Annotated in this window: 12 protein-coding genes; 5 read left to right on the top strand and 7 right to left on the bottom strand. The window is 47.1% G+C overall.

Going from position 1 to position 19,910, the window contains the following annotated elements:
• Positions 1-140: 140 nt before the first annotated feature.
• Together ybaK and uvrA are read right to left on the bottom strand one after the other, a co-directional pair.
• Positions 141-629, bottom strand: a complete 489-nt coding sequence (ybaK, locus tag BACCOP_RS09325; protein WP_007568618.1) for a Cys-tRNA(Pro) deacylase — start codon at positions 627-629, stop codon at positions 141-143.
• A gap of 27 nt (positions 630-656) precedes the next feature.
• Positions 657-3,488, bottom strand: a complete 2,832-nt coding sequence (gene uvrA, locus BACCOP_RS09320; RefSeq protein WP_040311990.1) for an excinuclease ABC subunit UvrA — start codon at positions 3,486-3,488, stop codon at positions 657-659.
• Positions 3,489-3,565: 77 nt separating this feature from the next.
• Between uvrA and BACCOP_RS09315 the strand changes: the two genes are divergently transcribed.
• Genes BACCOP_RS09315 through BACCOP_RS09295 form a run of 5 tightly spaced genes read left to right on the top strand, consistent with a single transcriptional unit; the run spans position 3,566 to position 7,807 of the window.
• On the top strand, positions 3,566-5,344 hold the full coding sequence (locus BACCOP_RS09315) for a LysM peptidoglycan-binding domain-containing protein (protein ID WP_007568614.1): 1,779 nt from the start codon (positions 3,566-3,568) through the stop codon (positions 5,342-5,344).
• A 4-nt stretch (positions 5,345-5,348) separates the two neighbouring features.
• Positions 5,349-6,050 carry a porin family protein gene (locus BACCOP_RS09310; protein ID WP_007568612.1) on the top strand — a complete coding sequence of 234 codons (702 nt, stop codon included), beginning with the start codon at positions 5,349-5,351 and terminating at the stop codon, positions 6,048-6,050.
• Between the two features lie 53 nt (positions 6,051-6,103).
• Positions 6,104-6,862 (top strand): exodeoxyribonuclease III, encoded by a 759-nt coding sequence (locus BACCOP_RS09305; RefSeq protein ID WP_185150255.1) that lies wholly within the window; start codon positions 6,104-6,106, stop codon positions 6,860-6,862.
• Positions 6,863-6,875: 13 nt separating this feature from the next.
• On the top strand, positions 6,876-7,253 hold the full coding sequence (locus tag BACCOP_RS09300) for a diacylglycerol kinase family protein (protein ID WP_007568608.1): 378 nt from the start codon (positions 6,876-6,878) through the stop codon (positions 7,251-7,253).
• Positions 7,250-7,807, top strand: a complete 558-nt coding sequence (locus tag BACCOP_RS09295) for a phosphatase PAP2 family protein (RefSeq protein ID WP_007568606.1) — start codon at positions 7,250-7,252, stop codon at positions 7,805-7,807. Before BACCOP_RS09300 ends, BACCOP_RS09295 begins: the two co-directional genes overlap by 4 nt.
• A 222-nt stretch (positions 7,808-8,029) precedes the next feature.
• On the opposite strand, the gene BACCOP_RS09290 is transcribed toward BACCOP_RS09295, so the two are convergent.
• The 5 genes from BACCOP_RS09290 to BACCOP_RS09270 form a co-directional block, all read right to left on the bottom strand.
• Positions 8,030-10,111, bottom strand: a complete 2,082-nt coding sequence (locus tag BACCOP_RS09290; RefSeq protein ID WP_007568605.1) for a discoidin domain-containing protein — start codon at positions 10,109-10,111, stop codon at positions 8,030-8,032.
• A 52-nt stretch (positions 10,112-10,163) separates the two neighbouring features.
• Positions 10,164-13,772 (bottom strand): glycoside hydrolase family 38 N-terminal domain-containing protein, encoded by a 3,609-nt coding sequence (locus BACCOP_RS09285; protein ID WP_007568604.1) that lies wholly within the window; start codon positions 13,770-13,772, stop codon positions 10,164-10,166.
• Between the two features lie 236 nt (positions 13,773-14,008).
• On the bottom strand, positions 14,009-17,827 hold the full coding sequence (locus BACCOP_RS09280) for an AAA family ATPase (RefSeq protein WP_007568603.1): 3,819 nt from the start codon (positions 17,825-17,827) through the stop codon (positions 14,009-14,011).
• Positions 17,824-19,080 (bottom strand): exonuclease SbcCD subunit D, encoded by a 1,257-nt coding sequence (locus tag BACCOP_RS09275; RefSeq protein ID WP_007568602.1) that lies wholly within the window; start codon positions 19,078-19,080, stop codon positions 17,824-17,826. Before BACCOP_RS09275 ends, BACCOP_RS09280 begins: the two co-directional genes overlap by 4 nt.
• A complete protein-coding gene (locus BACCOP_RS09270) occupies positions 19,077-19,802 on the bottom strand; it encodes a TIGR02757 family protein (protein WP_007568601.1) in 726 nt (241 codons plus the stop codon). The genes BACCOP_RS09275 and BACCOP_RS09270 overlap by 4 nt, the downstream gene beginning before the upstream one ends.
• Positions 19,803-19,910: the final 108 nt, after the last annotated feature.

The raw sequence follows: 19,910 nt of genomic DNA, 5'->3' as shown, positions 1-19,910 counted from the left end.
TTTTTTGCAAATATATAAAAAAGTGGCAAAAACACAGGCAATTATCCTGTTTTTTCAATCTTTTCGGTATAAAACAACGAAAATATTAGCACAAATCGAACAAAATTCGCCTATGTTTCAAACAAAACGTCACCACGTTCCTATTCACCGAACAGTGTGCAGACTTCGGCACGGCTGACCTTTATCAAATCGTCGGGAGCCAGTTTGACCTGCAAGCCTCGCACCCCCGCACTGACATAGATATAAGGGAAATCATTGCATGTATGATGAATATACGTAGGAAAATGTTTTTTCATGCCTATTGGAGAACATCCTCCCCGAATATATCCTGTCAACGGAAGCAGTTCCTTGACGGGAATAAGGTCGCATTTCTTGTTTCCCGAAACCTTCGCAGCCATTTTCAGGTCAATTTCATGCTCACCCGGAATCACACAGACAAAATAACCCGATTTGTCTCCGTGAAGTACCAGTGTCTTGAAAACCTGTTCGATATTCTCACCCAGGGTAGCGGCAACATGTACACAACTCAAATCGTTTTCATCAACTTCATAAGGTACAAGTTCATATTTTATCTTATCTTTATCCAGCAAGCGTGCCGCATTCGTCTTTGCTATTTTTTCTTTTGCCATAATAACCAGATTGTTTTTATCGCTTAATTACTGATTTCCCAACTCTTCTTTAATAAACCGGGGCGTATATCCCTTATCCGATTTTGCAACTTCCTCAGGAGTCCCGCATGAAAGCAGTTGTCCTCCACCTCTACCTCCTTCTGGACCCATATCGATAATATAGTCTGCCATCTTGATAACATCCAGGTTATGTTCGATGACAATAACTGTATTTCCTTTATCTACCAGCTTGTTCAGAACCGTCATCAGCACACGTATATCTTCAAAATGCAAACCGGTAGTCGGCTCATCCAGAATATAAACGGTTTTACCCGTATCGCGCTTCGAAAGTTCTGTTGCCAGCTTCACGCGCTGACTCTCACCACCCGACAAAGTAGTAGAAGGCTGTCCCAGCTTGATATATCCCAGTCCGACTTCCTGCAAAACCTTTATCTTATTCAGTATCTGAGGAACATTTTCGAAAAACTCTACCGCACGGTTGATGGTCATATCAAGCACATCGGCGATAGATTTGCCTTTATAACGCACTTCCAGCGTTTCTCTGTTGTAGCGCTTACCGTGACAAACCTCGCACGGAACAAATACATCCGGAAGGAAATTCATTTCGATCGTTTTATACCCATTTCCTCCACAAGCCTCACAGCGTCCTCCCGAAACATTGAATGAGAAACGTCCCGGCTTGTATCCGCGTATTTTGGCTTCGGGAAGCCCCACAAACAGATTACGGATATCAGAGAAAACACCGGTATAAGTTGCCGGATTGGAACGAGGCGTACGCCCAAGCGGTGACTGGTCGACATTCACCACTTTATCAATGTATTCCAGTCCTTCTATCGCATCATAAGGCAAAGGCTCTTGCAAAGAACGGTAAAAATGCTGAGAAAGAATATGCTGAAGGGTATCATTTATCAAAGTAGACTTACCGCTTCCCGAAACTCCGGTTACACAAATCAGCTTGCCCAGTGGAAATTCCACATCTACCCCTTTCAGATTATTTCCTCTGGCTCCACGCAGCCAAAGTGATTTGCCATTTCCCTTCCGGCGTTCGGCAGGGACTTCAATCTTCATCTTTCCATTCAGATACTGCGAAGTAAGTGTGGAGGTCTTAAGCATCTCTTCCGGAGTTCCGGCAAACACAACCTCACCTCCCAGTCGTCCGGCCTTCGGCCCCATATCTACTACATAATCGGCAGCCAGCATCATGTCTTTGTCGTGTTCTACCACAATGACAGAGTTTCCCAGGTCGCGCAACTCTTTTAAAGAGTTAATCAGCCGGATATTATCCCGTTGATGCAGACCGATGCTCGGTTCATCAAGAATATACAGTACATTAACCAGCTGCGAACCAATCTGTGTGGCCAGACGGATACGCTGACTTTCTCCTCCCGACAAGCTTACAGAAGAACGGTTCAGTGAAAGATAATCCAACCCAACATCCAGCAAGAATTTCAGACGGGTACGTATCTCCTTCAATATCTCCGCAGCAATGATACGCTGCTTACTTTCCAAATGCTCTTCTACATGCATCAGCCAGTCATAAAGCTCGCTTATGTCCATGGTAGAAAGCTGATAGATGTTCTTGTCATGAATACGGAAATGAAGAGCCTCCTTATTCAACCGCGCTCCCTTACACTCCGGACATACATCAGTCTTGGCAAACTGTTCTGCCCACTTTTGGGCTGTGGCCGAAGCATCCTTCTCCTGCATCATCTGAATGTATTTCACAATACCTTCGTAAGTCACAAAGTAATCCGACGATGCATGTATCAGCGAACTTTTGATTTTCAGACGTTCGTCTGCCCCATACAGAATCTCGTTTATGGCATCTTCAGGCAACTCCGAAACAGGAGTCTTCAATGTTGCTTCATATTTCTCCAGCAGCGCTTCTATCTGCCAGAATATCATCACATTCTTATATTTGCCAAGTGGAGCGACAGCACCTTCATAAATAGAGAGTGAACGATCGGGAATTACCTTGTCTACATCTATCAGATTGACATATCCCAATCCCTTACAGCGCGGACAGGCGCCTTGCGGAGAGTTAAAAGAAAAATTATGCGGAGCCGGCTCCCTATACGAAAGTCCCGTAACCGGACACATCAGCCGCTTACTGTAATGGCGTACACTCTCAGTCTGTGCATCAAGAATCATCAGCAAGCCATCACCCTGCTGCATGGCAGTCGCTACACTTTGCTTCAGACGTTTTTCTTCCTTCTCCGTAACTACCGTTTTATCTATCACAACCTCGATATCGTGATTTTTATAACGGTCCAGCTTCATGCCATGCACAATCTCCTTCACATCACCGTCTACACGCACATACAGGTATCCTTTCTTGCGTATCTGTTCGAATAATTCTTTATAATGTCCTTTACGGGTACGTACCAGCGGAGCAAGAATATAAATACGCCGGCCCTTATAGTCGCGATGAATCAGATCCAGAATCTGCTCTTCTGTATATTTTACCATTTTCTCACCCGACAGATATGAGTAGGCAGTTCCCGCACGGGCGAAGAGCAGACGAAGATAATCGTATATTTCGGTAGTAGTACCCACCGTAGAGCGAGGATTTTTGTTAGTTGTTTTCTGTTCAATGGAAATAACAGGACTCAGACCGGTTATCTTATCCACATCCGGACGTTCCATTCCACCCAGAAAATTTCGCGCATAAGCAGAAAACGTTTCGATATAACGTCTTTGTCCTTCGGCAAAAATCGTATCAAAAGCCAATGAAGATTTCCCGCTTCCACTCAGACCCGTTATGACGGTCAAACTCCCGCGGGGAATTTCCACATCTATATTTTTTAGATTATGTACACGCGCTCCTTGTACATTTATCGTTTCTTTTACGTCTTCCATATCCTTAAAATCAATCATATCTTTGCAAAGATAATGCTTTTTTTTGTACTTTTGCCACTCAACAAATACAAACGAAAATGAAGTTTATCCATATTATCTGCCTTTCGCTGGCGCTATCAGCCAGCAGTTTAAGTGCAACGGTATCGGCACAGACCGGAACCGGATATTTTTTGCATACCGTGACAAAAGGACAAAGCCTGTACTCCATTGCCAGCATGTATCACGTTTCGGTTGACGACATTGTACGCCTGAACCCGGGAAGCAAGGAACAAATACGTGCCGGACAAGCGTTGAAAATTCCACAGGCACAATACTCCAATGAGGACGGAAAACAGTTCCATACGATACAGGCAGGAGAAACATTATATCAGCTGACACTGAAATACCACGTAACGGCCCAGGCTATTTGCAAAGCCAATCCGGGATTAAGTGCCGAAAACTTCCGTATCGGTCAGGTTATTGTCATTCCGGCACAGGATAATACACCCGCTCAGACAGAACAAACTGCTCAAGCAGAGCCGGCAGTAAAGAAAAACGAATGGAGGGATATGCACAAGGTAGCCCGAAAGGAAACGATTTTCAGCATCAGCCAGCAATATGGCATCACACAGGAAGAACTTATTGCAGCCAATCCGGAATTAAAGAACGGAAAGCTGAAGAAAGGAAGCTTCCTTTTCATTCCTTACCCTAAATCACAGGAAACAGGAAAGACAGCACCGTCTTCACAGGCAGCTCCCAGCAACGAAGAACTCTTCAAAGAAAATTCTATCAGCAAAAAGCAGATAAATACCATAAAAGTTGCTCTGATGTTACCTTTTACATCTACCAGTCAGGATGAACAGTCACGCATGGTAGAGTTTTACGAAGGTTTTCTTATGGCTATTGATAGCCTGAAACATCAAGGAGTATCTGCCGATATTTACACCTACGATACCAAAGGAACCACAGCCGGCACGAATGCAATCTTATCCCAGAGCAAGCTGAAGGATATGGACATCATTTTTGGTCCGGCACACCAGTCATCCATCGCTTCTGTCGCAGCCTTTGCCGACAAGAACAATATCCGTCTGGTAGTTCCTTTCTCTCCTAAAGTAGATCAGGTATTTACCAATCCGAATATCTATCAGGTCAATACCCCACAGTCTTATCTTTATTCAAAGGTATACGAACATTTTATCCGGAAATTCGGAAAAACCAATGTCATTTTCGTTGACGATGGCAGCGGAGATAAGGAAAAAGCCGAATTCATTAAAGGCATGAAGAATGAATTGAAAGACAACAACGTTAGATTCAAGCAGATACAGCTAGCCGGAGATATTGATCCGAACAAAGTGATTGCCGCCATGGACACCCTGCAGGAAAACATCTTTATTCCGACTTCAGGACGAAGCTCAGCATTGACACGCGTACTGCCTCACCTGACTCTTGTCCGCCGCGAGCATCCGCATTTCGACATGCACCTGTTCGGCTATCCTGAATGGCAGACTTATACACAGGATTTCCTGGCAAACTTTTATGAGTTGGATACCTATTTCTACTCATCGTTCTATACCAACAACCTGTTTCCGGCTGCCATCAATTTCACCCAGTCATACCGCCGCTGGTACAGCAAAGATATGTCGAATACTTATCCTAAATATGGCATGCTAGGATTCGACGTGGGATATTTCTTCCTGAAAGGTCTGTCGCAGCAAGGCAACAAGCTGGAAGAAAATCTAAACCGCGTACAGGTAACTCCGATACAGACCGGATTCTGCTTCGAACGCGTCAATAACTGGGGAGGGTTCATCAACCGTAAAGTATTCTTTGTACATTTCACAAAAGATTACGAACTGATTAAACTTGATTTCGAATAAGTACATGAAAAAGCAATCTGTTATTGCATTACTGAGCATATTATGTTTGTCGGTGGGACTGCCTGTCCGCGCCCAACTACAAGACCCGCGCCACAATTTAGCCATAGGTATAAATGGCGGCGTAAACCTTAGTTCCGTCAGTTTTGAGCCAAGTATCAAGCAAAAAACATTTATTACTCCCTCTGTCGGAGTGACTGTCCGATATATATCAGAAAGATATTTCAAGATACTCTGTGGTATACAGGGAGAAATCAACTACTCCCAAAGAGGATGGAAAGAAAATATCGACGACGGCACAGGAGATACATACCAGCGCACCATGAACTACATAGAAGTTCCATTGATGGCACATCTTGGCTTTGGAAAAGATAAAGGGAACGGAGCACGGTTTGTCCTGAACATCGGTCCACAGATTGGCTTCCTATTGGGAGAAAATGAGAAGCAAAGTGCTTCCTGGCATCCGGAAGACCGCCCGAATGGAGTTATCTGGCAATATGGAAAGATGGCAGAAATGAAGTTCGATTATGGCATTGTAGGAGGCGGAGGTCTGGAAGTACGTACAGGCATCGGCAATTTCCTGCTTGAAGCAAGATATTATTTCGGGCTGAGTGACTTCTACCACAGTACAAAGAAAGACCCGTTCTCACGTTCGGCTCACTCATACATTGCGGGACGACTGACTTACTTATTCGATATAAAGAAATAACGCTATTCTATTTATTCATCACGTAAACAGAAAACGTATAAACTCTTATTATGATTATGAAACTCATTTCATGGAATGTAAACGGGCTGCGAGCTTGTTGCGATAAAGGCTTTCGGGAAATATTCAACGAACTGGATGCAGATTTCTTCTGCTTACAGGAAACCAAAATGCAGGAAGGACAGCTCGACCTGGCATTCGAAGGATATACTTCTTACTGGAATTATGCCGAAAAAAAAGGATATTCGGGTACAGCTATATTTACTCGCCATCAGCCTCTTTCTGTAACTTACGGGCTGGGTATAGACGAACACGACCATGAAGGACGGGTCATTACACTGGAAATGGAAAACTTTTATCTGGTTACGGTGTATACCCCCAACTCACAGGACGGATTGAAACGTCTGGATTACCGTATGACCTGGGAGGAAGATTTCCGTAAATACCTGCTACAGTTAGACCGACAGAAGCCGGTTCTCGTATGTGGTGACTTGAATGTAGCACATAAGGAAATCGATTTGAAGAATCCGAAAACCAACCGGATGAACGCAGGTTTTACTGACCAGGAACGAGAAAAATTCCAGTTATTGCTCGATGCCGGATTTATCGATACATTCCGCCACTTTTATCCTACACAGGAAAATATCTATTCGTGGTGGTCGTACCGCTTTAAGGCACGCGAGAAGAACGCAGGGTGGCGTATAGACTATTTCCTTGCTTCGTCACGCATTGCCGATAAACTTCAGGATGCCAAGATACATACCGAGATATTCGGTTCCGATCATTGTCCGGTAGAAGTAACCATCAACTGGTAATCGCACAAGAAGAATGAAAAACAGCGGATTTACCTTGCGTAAACGTGCGTTAAGTTTCAAATATGCTTTTCACGGCATCTTTCTGCTTATCAGTCGGGAACATAATGCATGGATACATTGCTTTGCCGCCGTATGCGTCATTACGGCGGGCATTCTTGTCGGACTATCATCTATGGAATGGATTGTCATCTGTTTATGTATCGGACTGGTTCTTTCGGCAGAAGCAGTAAACTCTGCTATCGAAGCACTTGCCGACCGGGTATCTCCAGCGTATGATGAAGCCATCAAACGCACCAAGGATCTGGCGGCAGGAGCTGTTTTGCTTCTGGCCATTGCGTCGGCTGTTGTCGGATTGATAATCTTTCTTCCCAAACTTACCCTGTTGTCATGAGAAAACTGATTTTTATACTATCTGCTCTGATTCTTTCTTTATCTGTCTGCGCCCAGGAAATAGAAGTAAACGGAACCAGAAAGGCTGTACGCACATCAGGCGATGTAGGAGCTTTACTTCTTCCGGTTGCAGGGGTCACTGCCGTGTTGCTTCAAAAAGACTGGCAAGGATTAAAACAAGGCGTATTTTCAGGAGTAACGACACTGGGAGTCACATACGCGCTGAAATATATTGTCAAAAAAGAACGTCCCGACCGTAGCGACAATCATTCATTTCCATCCATGCACACATCTACTTCTTTTGCCGCCGCAGCCTTTATCCAACGGCGCTATGGCTGGAAGTGGGGACTGCCTTCCTACATATTATCTACATATGTAGGATGGACCCGTGTTTACGGAAAGAAACACGACTGGTGGGATGTAGCTGCCGGAGCAGCAATCGGAGCCGGAAGTTCTTACATCTTCACCCGCCCGTTTGCCAGGAAGCACAACCTGACAATCAGCCCTGTTGCCGGCGACGGACATTACGGGTTCTATGCATCCATGAACTTTTAAAAGAAACAGCAGCAGAATCTACCGCTATACTGATAAAAAATCCTCTCCTGAAAAACTCAAGAGAGGATTTATTGTATTACTAAAACCAAACCCAGAAACATACTTAAAGTTTCATGCACTTCGGCAGAAAGTCTTCAAGATATTTCCAAAAGATTCATCGCTTCTTAAAGCATATATAAGCGTAAAAGCCAGATGAATTTTCTCATATAAACATAAAGCTACCTACAATACACTTCCATATATCTCGATATCGGCAATACGGGCCCGCTGGTCTTCACCAGAGTCTGTTATGGAAAGACGTATATAGCGTGCCTTAACCGGAACAATATCGACATCTGTCACAGGCATTGTATTTCCAGACTGATAGTCAGCGCTTTCCCACTTCTTTCCGTCATTACTTACTTCCAGTTTAAAATCCCGCGTATTAAGCGAATCGGGCAATCCAACGTTTCCTGCATGGCGCACTACATACCGGCTTATCAGATACTTTTTCTTGAAATCAAATTGTATCCATGCTTTGCCGTCATCCGTACCCGAAACCCACATCTGTTTCTCAGCAGCAGAACCATCGGCCACCAGATCAGAAGATGTCTTCGAAAGCGACGTCTTTACCGTAACGTCCGGAGAGAGCGTCAAATTAAAAGGAAGTCCGTTTGCCTTTCTGTAAAGATTAAAAAAATGATCTCCCCTACAAATAACAATATTTCCCGGAGAAAGAGCCTCAAGACGTTCTTTCAGTGCTACAATATTATCCGGTCCCATTTTCCACGACTCACCTTGTGCCGAAAGAAAAAGCGGTTTTGAGCCATCAAATTTAGCTATCGTATCTTGCCAGAACGAGTAAATGACATCTACTCCGTTTGCATAGCAGGGTAGATTGGCTATCACCGGCAAATTACGGTCTTGCACTAAGGTCGGCAGTTTGTAAGGCTGGTGTTCCCAATCCTGTAATGTAAGTCCATACAAATAACGGCAATAGCGAGCATAAGCACTTCGCTGTTCATCATTTATTTCATCCCATATGGTTATAATCCTCAACCCACTTTTTTCCAGATATTGCTGAGTCCATTTCACATAAGGTGAAATAGCTTCCCCGCTGTCGCTGTTCCATATGTAATTGTGAGAGTCATAAATCAGGGAATACCCTAGTCCGGAAGGTCCGGAAGCAAAACAGTCGTTTTCTGTAGCTGTATCATAATAATAATTCAGCAACGCAGGTCCAAAGTCTACCAGTCCCGGACTGATTGTCCAGTTAATGGGAATACTTCCTCTGCCTTCTTTATCCCAAAGTTGCGACATGGCATGCTGGCAATACTGCACGTTGTCACCATCACTCAAGAAAAGAGCCAAATATATTTTATTCTCCAGTTCCGGCATCTTTGGAACCTTCGGATAATGAACCGGCTGTGACATTCCGGCATAAACAGTCGCATTCATATAAAAATCAGAAGGAATCGTAGAAAGACCATACTCGGCTGTCATCCCTACCCCAGAACGCTCCTCAGGAAACCATCCGGTAACCAGACTTTCCCCGGGTTTCATCTCCTTCAGGAATTTCCGCAGAATCACATTCTCATTCCATTTACGGGCATCGAGCCATACTATAGCTGCTCCAGACGCAACGGCAAGATCACGGACAAATCCCCTCTCCGGCGGTTGGCTCACCAAAAGGCGGTGAGTACATCTTTTCCAATAATACTTGTACAGATAATCATAAATCTGAGTAGTACGCGTAAAATTCAACCGTGTAAGGTCTGTCCGGACAGGCAACTTGATTCCCTCATTCAGCAAAAGCTGATGGAGTGGCTGCGTTACAGGCAACAAATTTTCGATTCCGGCAACAGTAGAAGCAAGATTGGCATAGTGAATGTTTTTAGAAGGATCATAAAGCACTACACCGTCCAGTTCTGCCGCATATTTCCTCACCAGTTCGAAACGTTTTGCACGAGGCAGCTCATCCATACATAGCCCAAGCTTTTCAGACCACTTGTACTTACCCTCTCCCGCCGGTTGAAACAAGAACAAACGAGGATGAGTTTTATTGACAAGCCCCTGCAGTACAGTAAACATCAGTTTTTCATCATCAGAAATTCCCTCTTGTATATCAAGGGCATCAAGTGTATCTGCCGGCATGGCAAAATGTGGAATAACCTGTCCGTAAGGCCAGGTTATTCCATTATCATTGCTCACATGCTTACTTACCGGAATATATTTGTTTACTCCCTGGGCAGAAAGCGAAACAGCAGCAAAAACCGGAATACAAACTTTTAGCGTGACTTTGAGAAACCGTGATAATCCATTCATAGTCAAAGCTATTAATCTGTTTACAACAAACAATTATTTCACTAACAGTCAATTACCGGTAAACCTCTACCTCGTAAATGCGTACATCTTTCGACGAAGCAGCCTGTGTTCCTCTGGTCACAACCATACGGAGATAGCGATATGCCTTGTCCGAAGTGATTGTACGCAATACTACATTGCTGCGGTTACCGTCGAAGAAATCCACTGTTTGCCAGTCTTCGTCAACAGAGTTTCTTCCCATAAGGAAACACTGGCTCGTAATGAAAGATCCATTTTCCTTACCGGCATTCACAACTTTCCACCCTGTCAGTTTCTCAGCCTTGCCCAAATCAAATTCCAGGAAACTAGGTAGTCCGGCAATGTCACACCATTTAGTCGACAAGTCGCCATCTACAGCAGCCTGCGGACGTTCCTTTTCATTTACATAAGCCGACCATCTTGTCAGTTTTGCATTTTTCAGCAGATTTTCACCCGAAATCATTTTGTTGCCAGATACAAGTTCCGACAGTTCCTCATGGTTGTTTGTACGGAATAATTTTGTCGATGGTTTTACCGGCGAACGGTCTTCAGCAACGGCCGTAGCGGCAAAAATCACTACATTCTCATTCTGGGGCAAAACAACAGAGCGGACACCCTTAGGTATATCCATACCGAATTTGAACATATAAGTAAACTCGTAAGGACAATCTCCATCCGACGCATGACGATGAGTTCCGACATAAGCAATCTGGGCCGGTTTCAAATAGCCGGTAGTATGTCCCTCATGTCCCCATTGACCGACAAATCCTGTATAAGAAGGAACGACAAACTCCGAAGTCTGCTTTCCGCAGGCAATCTGTAAACGCTGGTCCTCAACAGAAGCGGCAGCTGCAAGGAAATACAGACGATTATAGCCTTCAGGAATCTCAATTGTATCATTCTTGCACGACAAGCCGTTGTAAGCTTCCTGTTCACCAAGACGGAAAGTTACCTGATCTACCGTTATCGAATCGGGAAGCAATTCAGCCGCATAGCTATAACCGGACTCGAAATCGGCCTCACTACGGAATTCGTTATAAGTAGCACACTTCTTGTCGTATGGAAGATTAAGTGCCAGACATTTCGGCTGATGTACCTCCATACCCGATTCAGCCAAACGGATCTTATATGTTTTCAAAGAGAAAGGCTTAACTGTAACCTCCAGCGTATTATCGCTGAAACCGGCTTTAGCAATTTCCTTCTCTGTTCCGTCGGTTTCAACAGCCTCCACAAGTTTACCGGCAAACGTCAATCTGGCCGATTGAGTTCCCTTACCGGCTACATCATATACACGTACCACATATTCATCAGCATCGACAGCTTTCTTCAATGCCTTGATTATCACGTTCGGATTGTCCGACGATACCATCGAGAAAGTACGTCCCATTTCACCTTTATGCTTATCTGTCTGGAAGGCTTTCAATGTCTGGTTCAGCACCTCTGCCTTCGATACCACTTCAGCCTTGTCAAGCTCACCCTGGTGAGGAAGCAGGCTGTAAGTAAATGTGTGATAACCAAAGTCCTGTCTGTCCTGATAAGTATATCCCTTGTCAGTCTTGGGCGTATGGAGCAAAGTAAGACGGAGCGTATTGTCCGAAGGTTTATCCCATCCGTATTTTCCGTTATTCATAATAGAAACTCCATAGTCCCCCTTGCGGTCGGTCAAATCAGCCCAGTAATGTCCGTAAACCTCATACGCTGTCACTGTATTATTTCCACGCTGCACACTACCCAAAGACAAGTCATAAGTAGCATTCGGATTAGACACAGCAAGCGGGAATTCCGCTTTCAGCAACGCATTTGTAGAGCACCAGTCTATCTCATTGTAAAAATCGATACGCGGTGCGCGGGTCCCTTCGTACAGGCGGACATACTGACGGAACACTGACTCGCCATGTTTTTTCTCAATACAGATAGATTTACGCAAGTCACCGTCTTCCACCAAGGTCAGTTTCACTCCATGGGTGATAGAAACAGGTTCACGGTCTAATGTTTTTTTCAACACCTCCCATGCAGGCCATTCAAAAGATTCGTTTTCTGTAAACAATGCCAGACGGATAGCTTTTCCCGATGCCACCAGTTCTTTTCCGTTACGCTTATCCAGCAACGAAACAATATCTCCGTTCGCGTCAAAAGACAGTTTATAACATGAGTTCTCCAAGGTATCCGCATGCTGTTGTTTTACGGTCTGCACTCCGGCTCCCGAAGTACGTACATCATAAACCGCATATCCAGTAGCCGGCACAGAAGCCTCAACCAATATATGTGCTTTACCGTCCTGATAACCCAGATACTGTGAAGCCACCTTCTTGCCTTCGGCATTATACACGGCAATACCCTTGGGAGCTTTTGCAAATTCAACTTCTATCTCGGCAAGATCGTTTACCGCAAATCCCAGCGCGTTATACAGCACTACCGGAGTACCTTTTACATTCGTATCCAGCAAACGGCTCACCCCATTGACAGAAGAAGTCAGCACATCCGAAAATTGCTTTAGCGAAATAAGCTCATCATTCCATGAAAATTCATACGCCCGCGGTATGCTCGTACCTGTCAGGTCATCATGAAACTGATGGAAAAGGAAGCGCTTCCACGAAGTTTCAAGTTCCGACTTCGGATAATTTCCCTGGTTCAGCCACTCTGCCGCCACAGCCGCACGTTCGGCCGCGTCACCCAGCAGTTCATTCTGACGGTTATACCATTTCATGGCAGCCTGCGAAGTATAGCAGCCCGTGCCGTGTACATCCATCAGCAATTCACCGTCGAATACCGGAAGCTGCTCATGCTTTCCTGCATAATCTTTATAAAGCTGATCGCTGGTAGCACTGACCACCTCGATGTCGCCAGAGCCTTTTACTCCCTTTTCGACAGCACGTACGGAAATGATTGTAGGTGCACCTCCCATATCACCGGTTCCATAATAACGGTAAACGGTACTCAGCGGACTTTCCTTTACCAGTTGCTTCAATTCTTCACTGTCCGACAAATCCTCATCCTTAAAACGGTGACCATAGTCATAACCATGCGCAAACATGATCTGATTGCCATCAATACCCTTCCACAGTCCGATGGTAAACGGATATTTTTTGTCGCCATAAAAAGGATGATTGCGCCAGCCTAGCTTTTGTGAAGAAAAGCCTATCAGCCCACAGTGATGAGCCAGCGACGGCAGTGTCCACCCAAAGCCAAAGCAGTCGGGCAAAAAGATATCCGTACTCTCTGTTCCGAACTCAGTCCGATAATAATTCTGCCCGTACAAAATATTACGGAGCACCGATTCGGCTGAAGGAACCAGAACATCATTGGCATCCCAGCTGCTTCCGGTGACATGCCAGCGTCCTTCCTTTACCCGCTGCTTCAACTCCTCATAACGTGTCGGGAAATATTCTTTCATCCAGGAATATTTCACAGCACCTTCAAAGTTAAAAACATAGTCGGGGTACTTACGGAGAAGAAACAGATTTTGGTTCAGCGTATTCCATACATACTCTTGAATGGTTGTCTGGATATCCCAGTTCCATTGTGTATCCAGGTGTGCGTCTGATACGACATACGCTTTCGGAGAATTCTGAGCGTTTTGAGCTTGCATCGCCTCCGATGCCAGAAAGCACAGGGAGGCAAATAATACAACAGGTTGTTTCATAGTTATTTATTTACGTCTGATTTAAAATTGATATGTACAAAATAACAAAAAAAGACAGTACGCAACCCAATAAGGGCTAATCAAAAAATGCGAAATTCAGGTCAGAAGACAAAAATGTCCCTATTATATACTCTTATATAAAAAGATAAAAGCCCTGATATTGCTTTAATATACAGAGCTTTTATTCAAAAAGACAAATTAACGGATTCAAGCCCGGCCTTCAACAGGCATTCCGATTATACTATTTCGAGCGCGCTCCGCCCTCCCGAGCCGACCTTAACAACCCGGATCTGCGTACGGATCCGTTCACGCATCTCTGCCGTATGGCTGATGACTCCGACTTTCTTCCCCTGCATCGACTGCAAGCTCGACAGGGCATCTATTACCATATTCAGGCTGTTGCTGTCGAGCGTACCGAAACCTTCGTCCACGAACAAGTTGCACATCGGAATGTTACGCGACGAAAGCGACGAGAGTCCCAGAGCAAGTGCCAGACTGATCAGGAAAGTTTCCCCACCCGAAAGCGAACTGATGTTACGAACCTCATCCGCCCGGTCGTGATCGATGACACGGATTCCCAACGAATCCCTCACCTGTTCCAGACTATACCGGTGATTCAACATCCGAAGCTGTTCGTTGGCCTGACGTATCAGGAAGCGCAGCGTAAAGCATTGCGCCGTTTCGCGGAACTTGTCGCCGTTGGCATTTCCCAAAATATCATTCAGCTCTTTCCAGTCCTGATACGCCTTCCGCCTGCGTTCAAGTTCTTCGCCTGCCGACAGCATCTGTTCCACACTCCGGCGATGCGCCATCAGCATACCGCCCACCTGCAAACGCTCCTTGTCGAGTTCATCCAATGCACATTGTACCTTTTGCATCTCCTCCTGTAGCACAGCCGTCGGACTGGTATCTTCACCCGACTGTTCCAGCGGCATAACCTGCAAGTCGCGATGAGCTTCCATCGCTTTCCGGCGTGCTTCCATCTGTCCCTGACACCATTTTACCTCCTCATCCGCCAGCCGCACCTGTTCACGCTTTCCGTTCCAGTCTGCCGAAGGCGAGAAGCACATATCCAGCCGTTCTTTCGAAAGAACACCCACATGCTCTGCCGACTCATTGTAACGCATGATGAAATCTTCCACTCCACGTTGCGCAGCCATGCAGTCAGCCTGCTTCTTCCGATACTGTTCCTCGGCAGCCTTCACGAACCCCGACAGCCGGCTGTACGATTCGGCCATCTCACTGTGAGCCTTATCAGCAAGCTGCACCTGTTTCTCCGCTTCCTCCAGTTGCAGTTTCAGCGTACGTTCCGTTTCATCCGGATCAGCACCGCCCAGCACCTGCATATAAGCCTTCAGCTTTGCCTCATAAACCTGTACAGCCCCGGCAGTCTCTTCCTTGTTTTCCTTCATGGCTGCCAGACACTCGGCCAACTGTTTCTCCAACGCCCCGGAAGCGACTTTCCGCTCGTTCAGCAAACCCACCGATTCCTGCTGCACACGAGTTGCCTCCCGATACTTGTCGTACATATCCGACAAACGGTCTGCCAGCTTCCCGAAATCCTGTTCGAAAGCCTGCTCCCAGTTGGGTAACGAAATTTCCTGGCGCAATGCCTCACGCAAATCACTGTTCGCACGTTCAAGTTGCTGCAATTCCGCACGCTTCTGCTCACTCTGTCCCTGCCGTTGTTTCAATTCCACGGTCCGGCGATGCAGTTCTTCACGCTGACGTGCACACACAACCTGATTCTCATCGTACGTACGGCGCATGGCAGTCAGCTCATTCTGTGCCTGCTGATAAGCATTCTGTTCGGCACGCACCTGCTTACCCTGTACCACAATCCGTTCCGATTCCGCCGTCAGCAAAGCCGACAAGGCAGGAGCATCTGCCCGTACAACATCAGCAGGCAGAGCGGGATAAGCAACAACCAGTGTAGTCCATTCGCCGACAGCCTCAGCCAGTTCCGCATTCAGCCGTCCGGTTCCCTCACGCAATGCCGACAACTTACCGTTCAGGTCCGAACAAAGCAGGCGCAATCCGCCGGGAGAAGCATCCAGCCGTTCCTCAATTTCCGTCTGTCGCTTGCGGCGACGAGCAATCTCCTCCTTGACAGGCTGCAACACTTCCGCTATTCCTTCGGCATACGGATGCTCCCGTGCACCACATACCGGACAAGGTTCTCCCGGTTTCAGCGCGGCACGCATATGCTCGGCACTCCGGCTGCTTGCCAGTTGCCACGCCTCCTCCAATCCGGGCAACAGACGGTTTATCTCTTCACGTTCCGTTGTCAGTACCTTCATCTCACGCATCGCGGCATCCAGTTCTTTAGTTATTTGTTCAGACGCAAGCCGATTTTCCGACAGACTCTTCCGGCGTTCCATTACCGCCGCCTGCAACTTTTTCAGTCGTTCCAAATCGGTATAACATTTCGTCACATCCGCCATCCGCTGCTGCAATGCCTCTACATTCACACCAGCCAGTGCCTGTGTTTTCTGCCGGATACTCTCCCGACACAGAACCAGTTCCTCATCCGATTTCTGCAAACGATTCTCTTCTTCCCGGCATACCAGCTGCTGATTTTCCAGCTCGATACCGTTTTTCTTCCAGTCTTCAGACTCTTTTTGCCAACGCTTTACAGCCTTATAAAGCGACTCCAGCCTGTCGGAAACCGCATTCTTGTTTTCCAGCATATCACGGTGTGGTATCAGTTCCGCCAACATCCGTTCCGCTTCCGCCTGCCGCTTCTGCAACTCCGCTACCTGAAGCTCATTTTCCGCCTGCTCCTTTCTCAGCAATTCTTCCTTCTTCGCCAGCAAACTTTCCTCCTCTTTCAGGCGAGTCACGGTAGCCTGCTGTGCGTCCAGCTCCACCTTCTGCTTACGGGCTGCCGTCACCAGCGGAAGCATCTGCTCTTGTTTCTCACGGACTACATTGTAATTTTCTTTTACATCCAGTAAAAGTTTCCGCTTCTCAGCCTCTTCCTTTTCCAGCGCACTACACTGCAATTGTTTCCTACCGACTTCCTCTGTCAGCTCTTTCAGTTCACGTTGCAGATTCATGTAAGTCTGATATACATCGCGTACAGGAGCCACCTCATCGAGCATCCGCAACTCGTCCCGTACCGGCTGCAAGTTCTGTGCCTTTTCCGAAGCCTGTCTCCATTTTGCTTCCTCACCAGCAAAAGCCACCTCCAGCGCACACAAGTCTGCATACCATTTCTGCTGATCCTTCAACTTCTGGAGTTCAGCCTGCAAGATACGGAAACTGGCGTCCAACTCCCCCTTACGCGTTTCCACTTCCGCCAGCTTTTCGTCGGACAGCTGATGTACGGCAAAAGCCTTTACCTGATTGAACACCTCATTATAAGCAGCTTCCGCCTCCTTATAAAACTCATAAATCTTACGGGCAACAGCCGTATAAAGTTCCGTTCCGGTCAGCTTTTCCAGCAAGACAGCCTTATCCTTGTCGTCCGCCTTGACAAAATTGGCAAACGAATTCTGCGCCAGCATCACCGTACGGGTAAACTGTCCGTAATCCAGACCGATAATGCGGTCGAGCCCCTCATTGTTGATATTCTTATGTCCGCGCTTCTGACGTCCCCCTCCGGTTATTTCCACTTCCTTCTCGCTGGTTCTTCCCGCTTCGTCCACTGCTATCCGGTACAGCCTGCGCTCCGGACGCGTATAATTGATGCGGGCTATGGAACACGACCAGCGGGCACGATAGCGGAAACCGTCGCGCGCCAGAAACACCACTTCGGCAAAACACTCCTTCGTACCCTTGCGAAGAATGTTACGCGGGTCGTCAGGATCGAGCACCTGATCGTTATTCGGACGCTCGGTATGATAATAATCGAAATTATCTGCCCCATAAAAACGAGGAGCAAGCCCGTACAATGCCAGACAGACAGCATCCAGAATGGTCGACTTTCCGCTTCCCGTTTCACCTACGATGGAAAACAAATCGGCACTCCGTAAAGGTTCACTCTCAAAATCAATCACCTGTTCTCCCTCGAGCGAAGCCAGGTTATACATGATTACTTTCAACAACTTCATTCATTGCCTCCTTCCCTGCGAGCCGCTTCCACAGCCCGTCTGGCAAGTTCCACCAGCTCATCGCGCATTTCGCAGCGGAACTTGTTCTGATAACTCTTTCTGATCACCTCTATCGGGTCGAGCGTCAGCAAATCGTCGACCGATTCCAACACCACTTCCCCGTCGCCAGCCGACTGCTGCACCCGATAAGCGATTACCGTCCGGCACAAGCGCACATTTTTCGACTGAAGGACATCCTCTACCTGCTTGTTGATGCCAGCCACAGGAGCGTCGAGCAAGACATTCACCTCCAGATACGGAACAGGCTCTTCTTCGCTCATTTTATCTTTATCGGGCAAGGCACGCAGTAAGTCGAGCACCTCGGCCAGCGGAAGCGGTTTCGCCGGAACAGAAACCAGCGGATGCTGCAAAGGATAGTCGAGGAACTCGGACACACCATTCAGGCGACCGTCCTCTATCTCATAATAAACAGCTCCGTGACAATAGCCCTTCTCTGCAAACGACATCGGCAGGGCACTGCCCGGATACAACCAGTTTTCACGGCCGCTAACTTTCTGATTACGATGCAAATGTCCCAACAAGGCTAACGTAACACTTTCATCTATTTCATCCAGACTGACCATTTCCGAACCACCTATCACGATACGCTCCGAAGAATTTTCGGCAACCTCACTCCCCGTAGCATATAAATGCGCCATCAGAATCAGCGCTTCCCTGCTCCGGTCGCGCCGGAGATTCGCCGCCTCAACCGCCCGACGCAGGAACTCTCCTACACCCTCCCCGTAACTCATACCACGGGTAAAGTCTCCATCGCGCAAGTAAGGCACGGCAAGCACCCAGGCACGTTCTTCCGGATGCGCTGCCGAACAGACAGGCAACAGCAAATCGTCCGGCAAGAAGTTACCTTCCTCCTGCCCGCGTATCAGCCCGCGCACATAGACCCGATGCCTTTCCAGCATCAGACGAGGCGCCTCAAGCCGTGCAGCCGAGTCGTGGTTTCCGGCAATTATTATCGTCTGCAACTGCGGGAAACGCTGCGTCAGCGTATCGAGAAAACTGTAATACAACTCCTGAGAGGCAGCCGAAGGATTACTCGAATCGAATATGTCGCCCGACACCAGCAAGGCATCAGGATTTTTCTGTCCGACAGCACCGAGCAGCCACCGAAGAAAATCGGCATGCTCTTCCTGACGGTCGAAGCCGTGGAAGGTATTCCCCAAGTGCCAGTCGCTTGTAGCCAATATCTTTATCATGGTAAGTTATCTGTTAATTCAGGATGATTCACCCCATAACCGAAAAGTGCGAAGTCGCCCAGACACGGATCGCCGGGAAACACCTCCGCCAATGCCTCTGTGATACACCGGGCAGCCGACAACGAAAAAGAAGGTTTATCGGTCAGTCCCAGCAGAAAAGCTACCCGGCACACATGCGTATCGAGCGGGATAATCAGGTCGGCAGGACTCATCCGCCGCCAGATACCGAAGTCGACAGCCGAATCACGACGGATCATCCAGCGCAGAAACATGTTGAGCTTCTTCTGCGGACTTCTGTCGGACACCCCCAAAAACGCACAAAGCTTCTGCATCGGATTTCCCGGAAAAGTCAGCAAGGCATCCTCCAGCGTACGATTCTCCGTATACACCGCATACAACTTCTCGAAATAAATACGGAATGCCGCATACGAAACCATCCGGTAAAAGCTCCGTTGGTTTCCACGACTGAAATCATTCTCCCAGCGTCTGGAAAGCACATACTGCAAGGGAGCACGTCCCATCAGTCCATCCAGTTCGTCTACCTTGCGGAGAATCATCCGGCGATTCCCGAAACTCAGGACGGCAGTCAGCAGTCCCATTATTTCAATATCTTCCTGCCGGACATAACGGTGCGGGAATTGTACGGGATCATTCGCGATGAAATCCGCCTGATGATAGGCTTCCGCCCACTCACGCAACTGCCGGCAAAGTTTTTCTGTCATAATCAAAACACATATAAAAACAACGATGAGATTCACTACAGAAACCAGATTATCCTGTAATGAATCTCATCGTCCTATTCAAAATATCTACAGACAGTATGCCGTACA

Source organism: Phocaeicola coprocola DSM 17136, assembly GCF_000154845.1.
GTDB classification, from domain to species: domain Bacteria; phylum Bacteroidota; class Bacteroidia; order Bacteroidales; family Bacteroidaceae; genus Phocaeicola; species Phocaeicola coprocola.
Note: the sequence above shows the minus strand (reverse complement) of the source record. Positions and strands in the feature narration are given on the sequence as shown.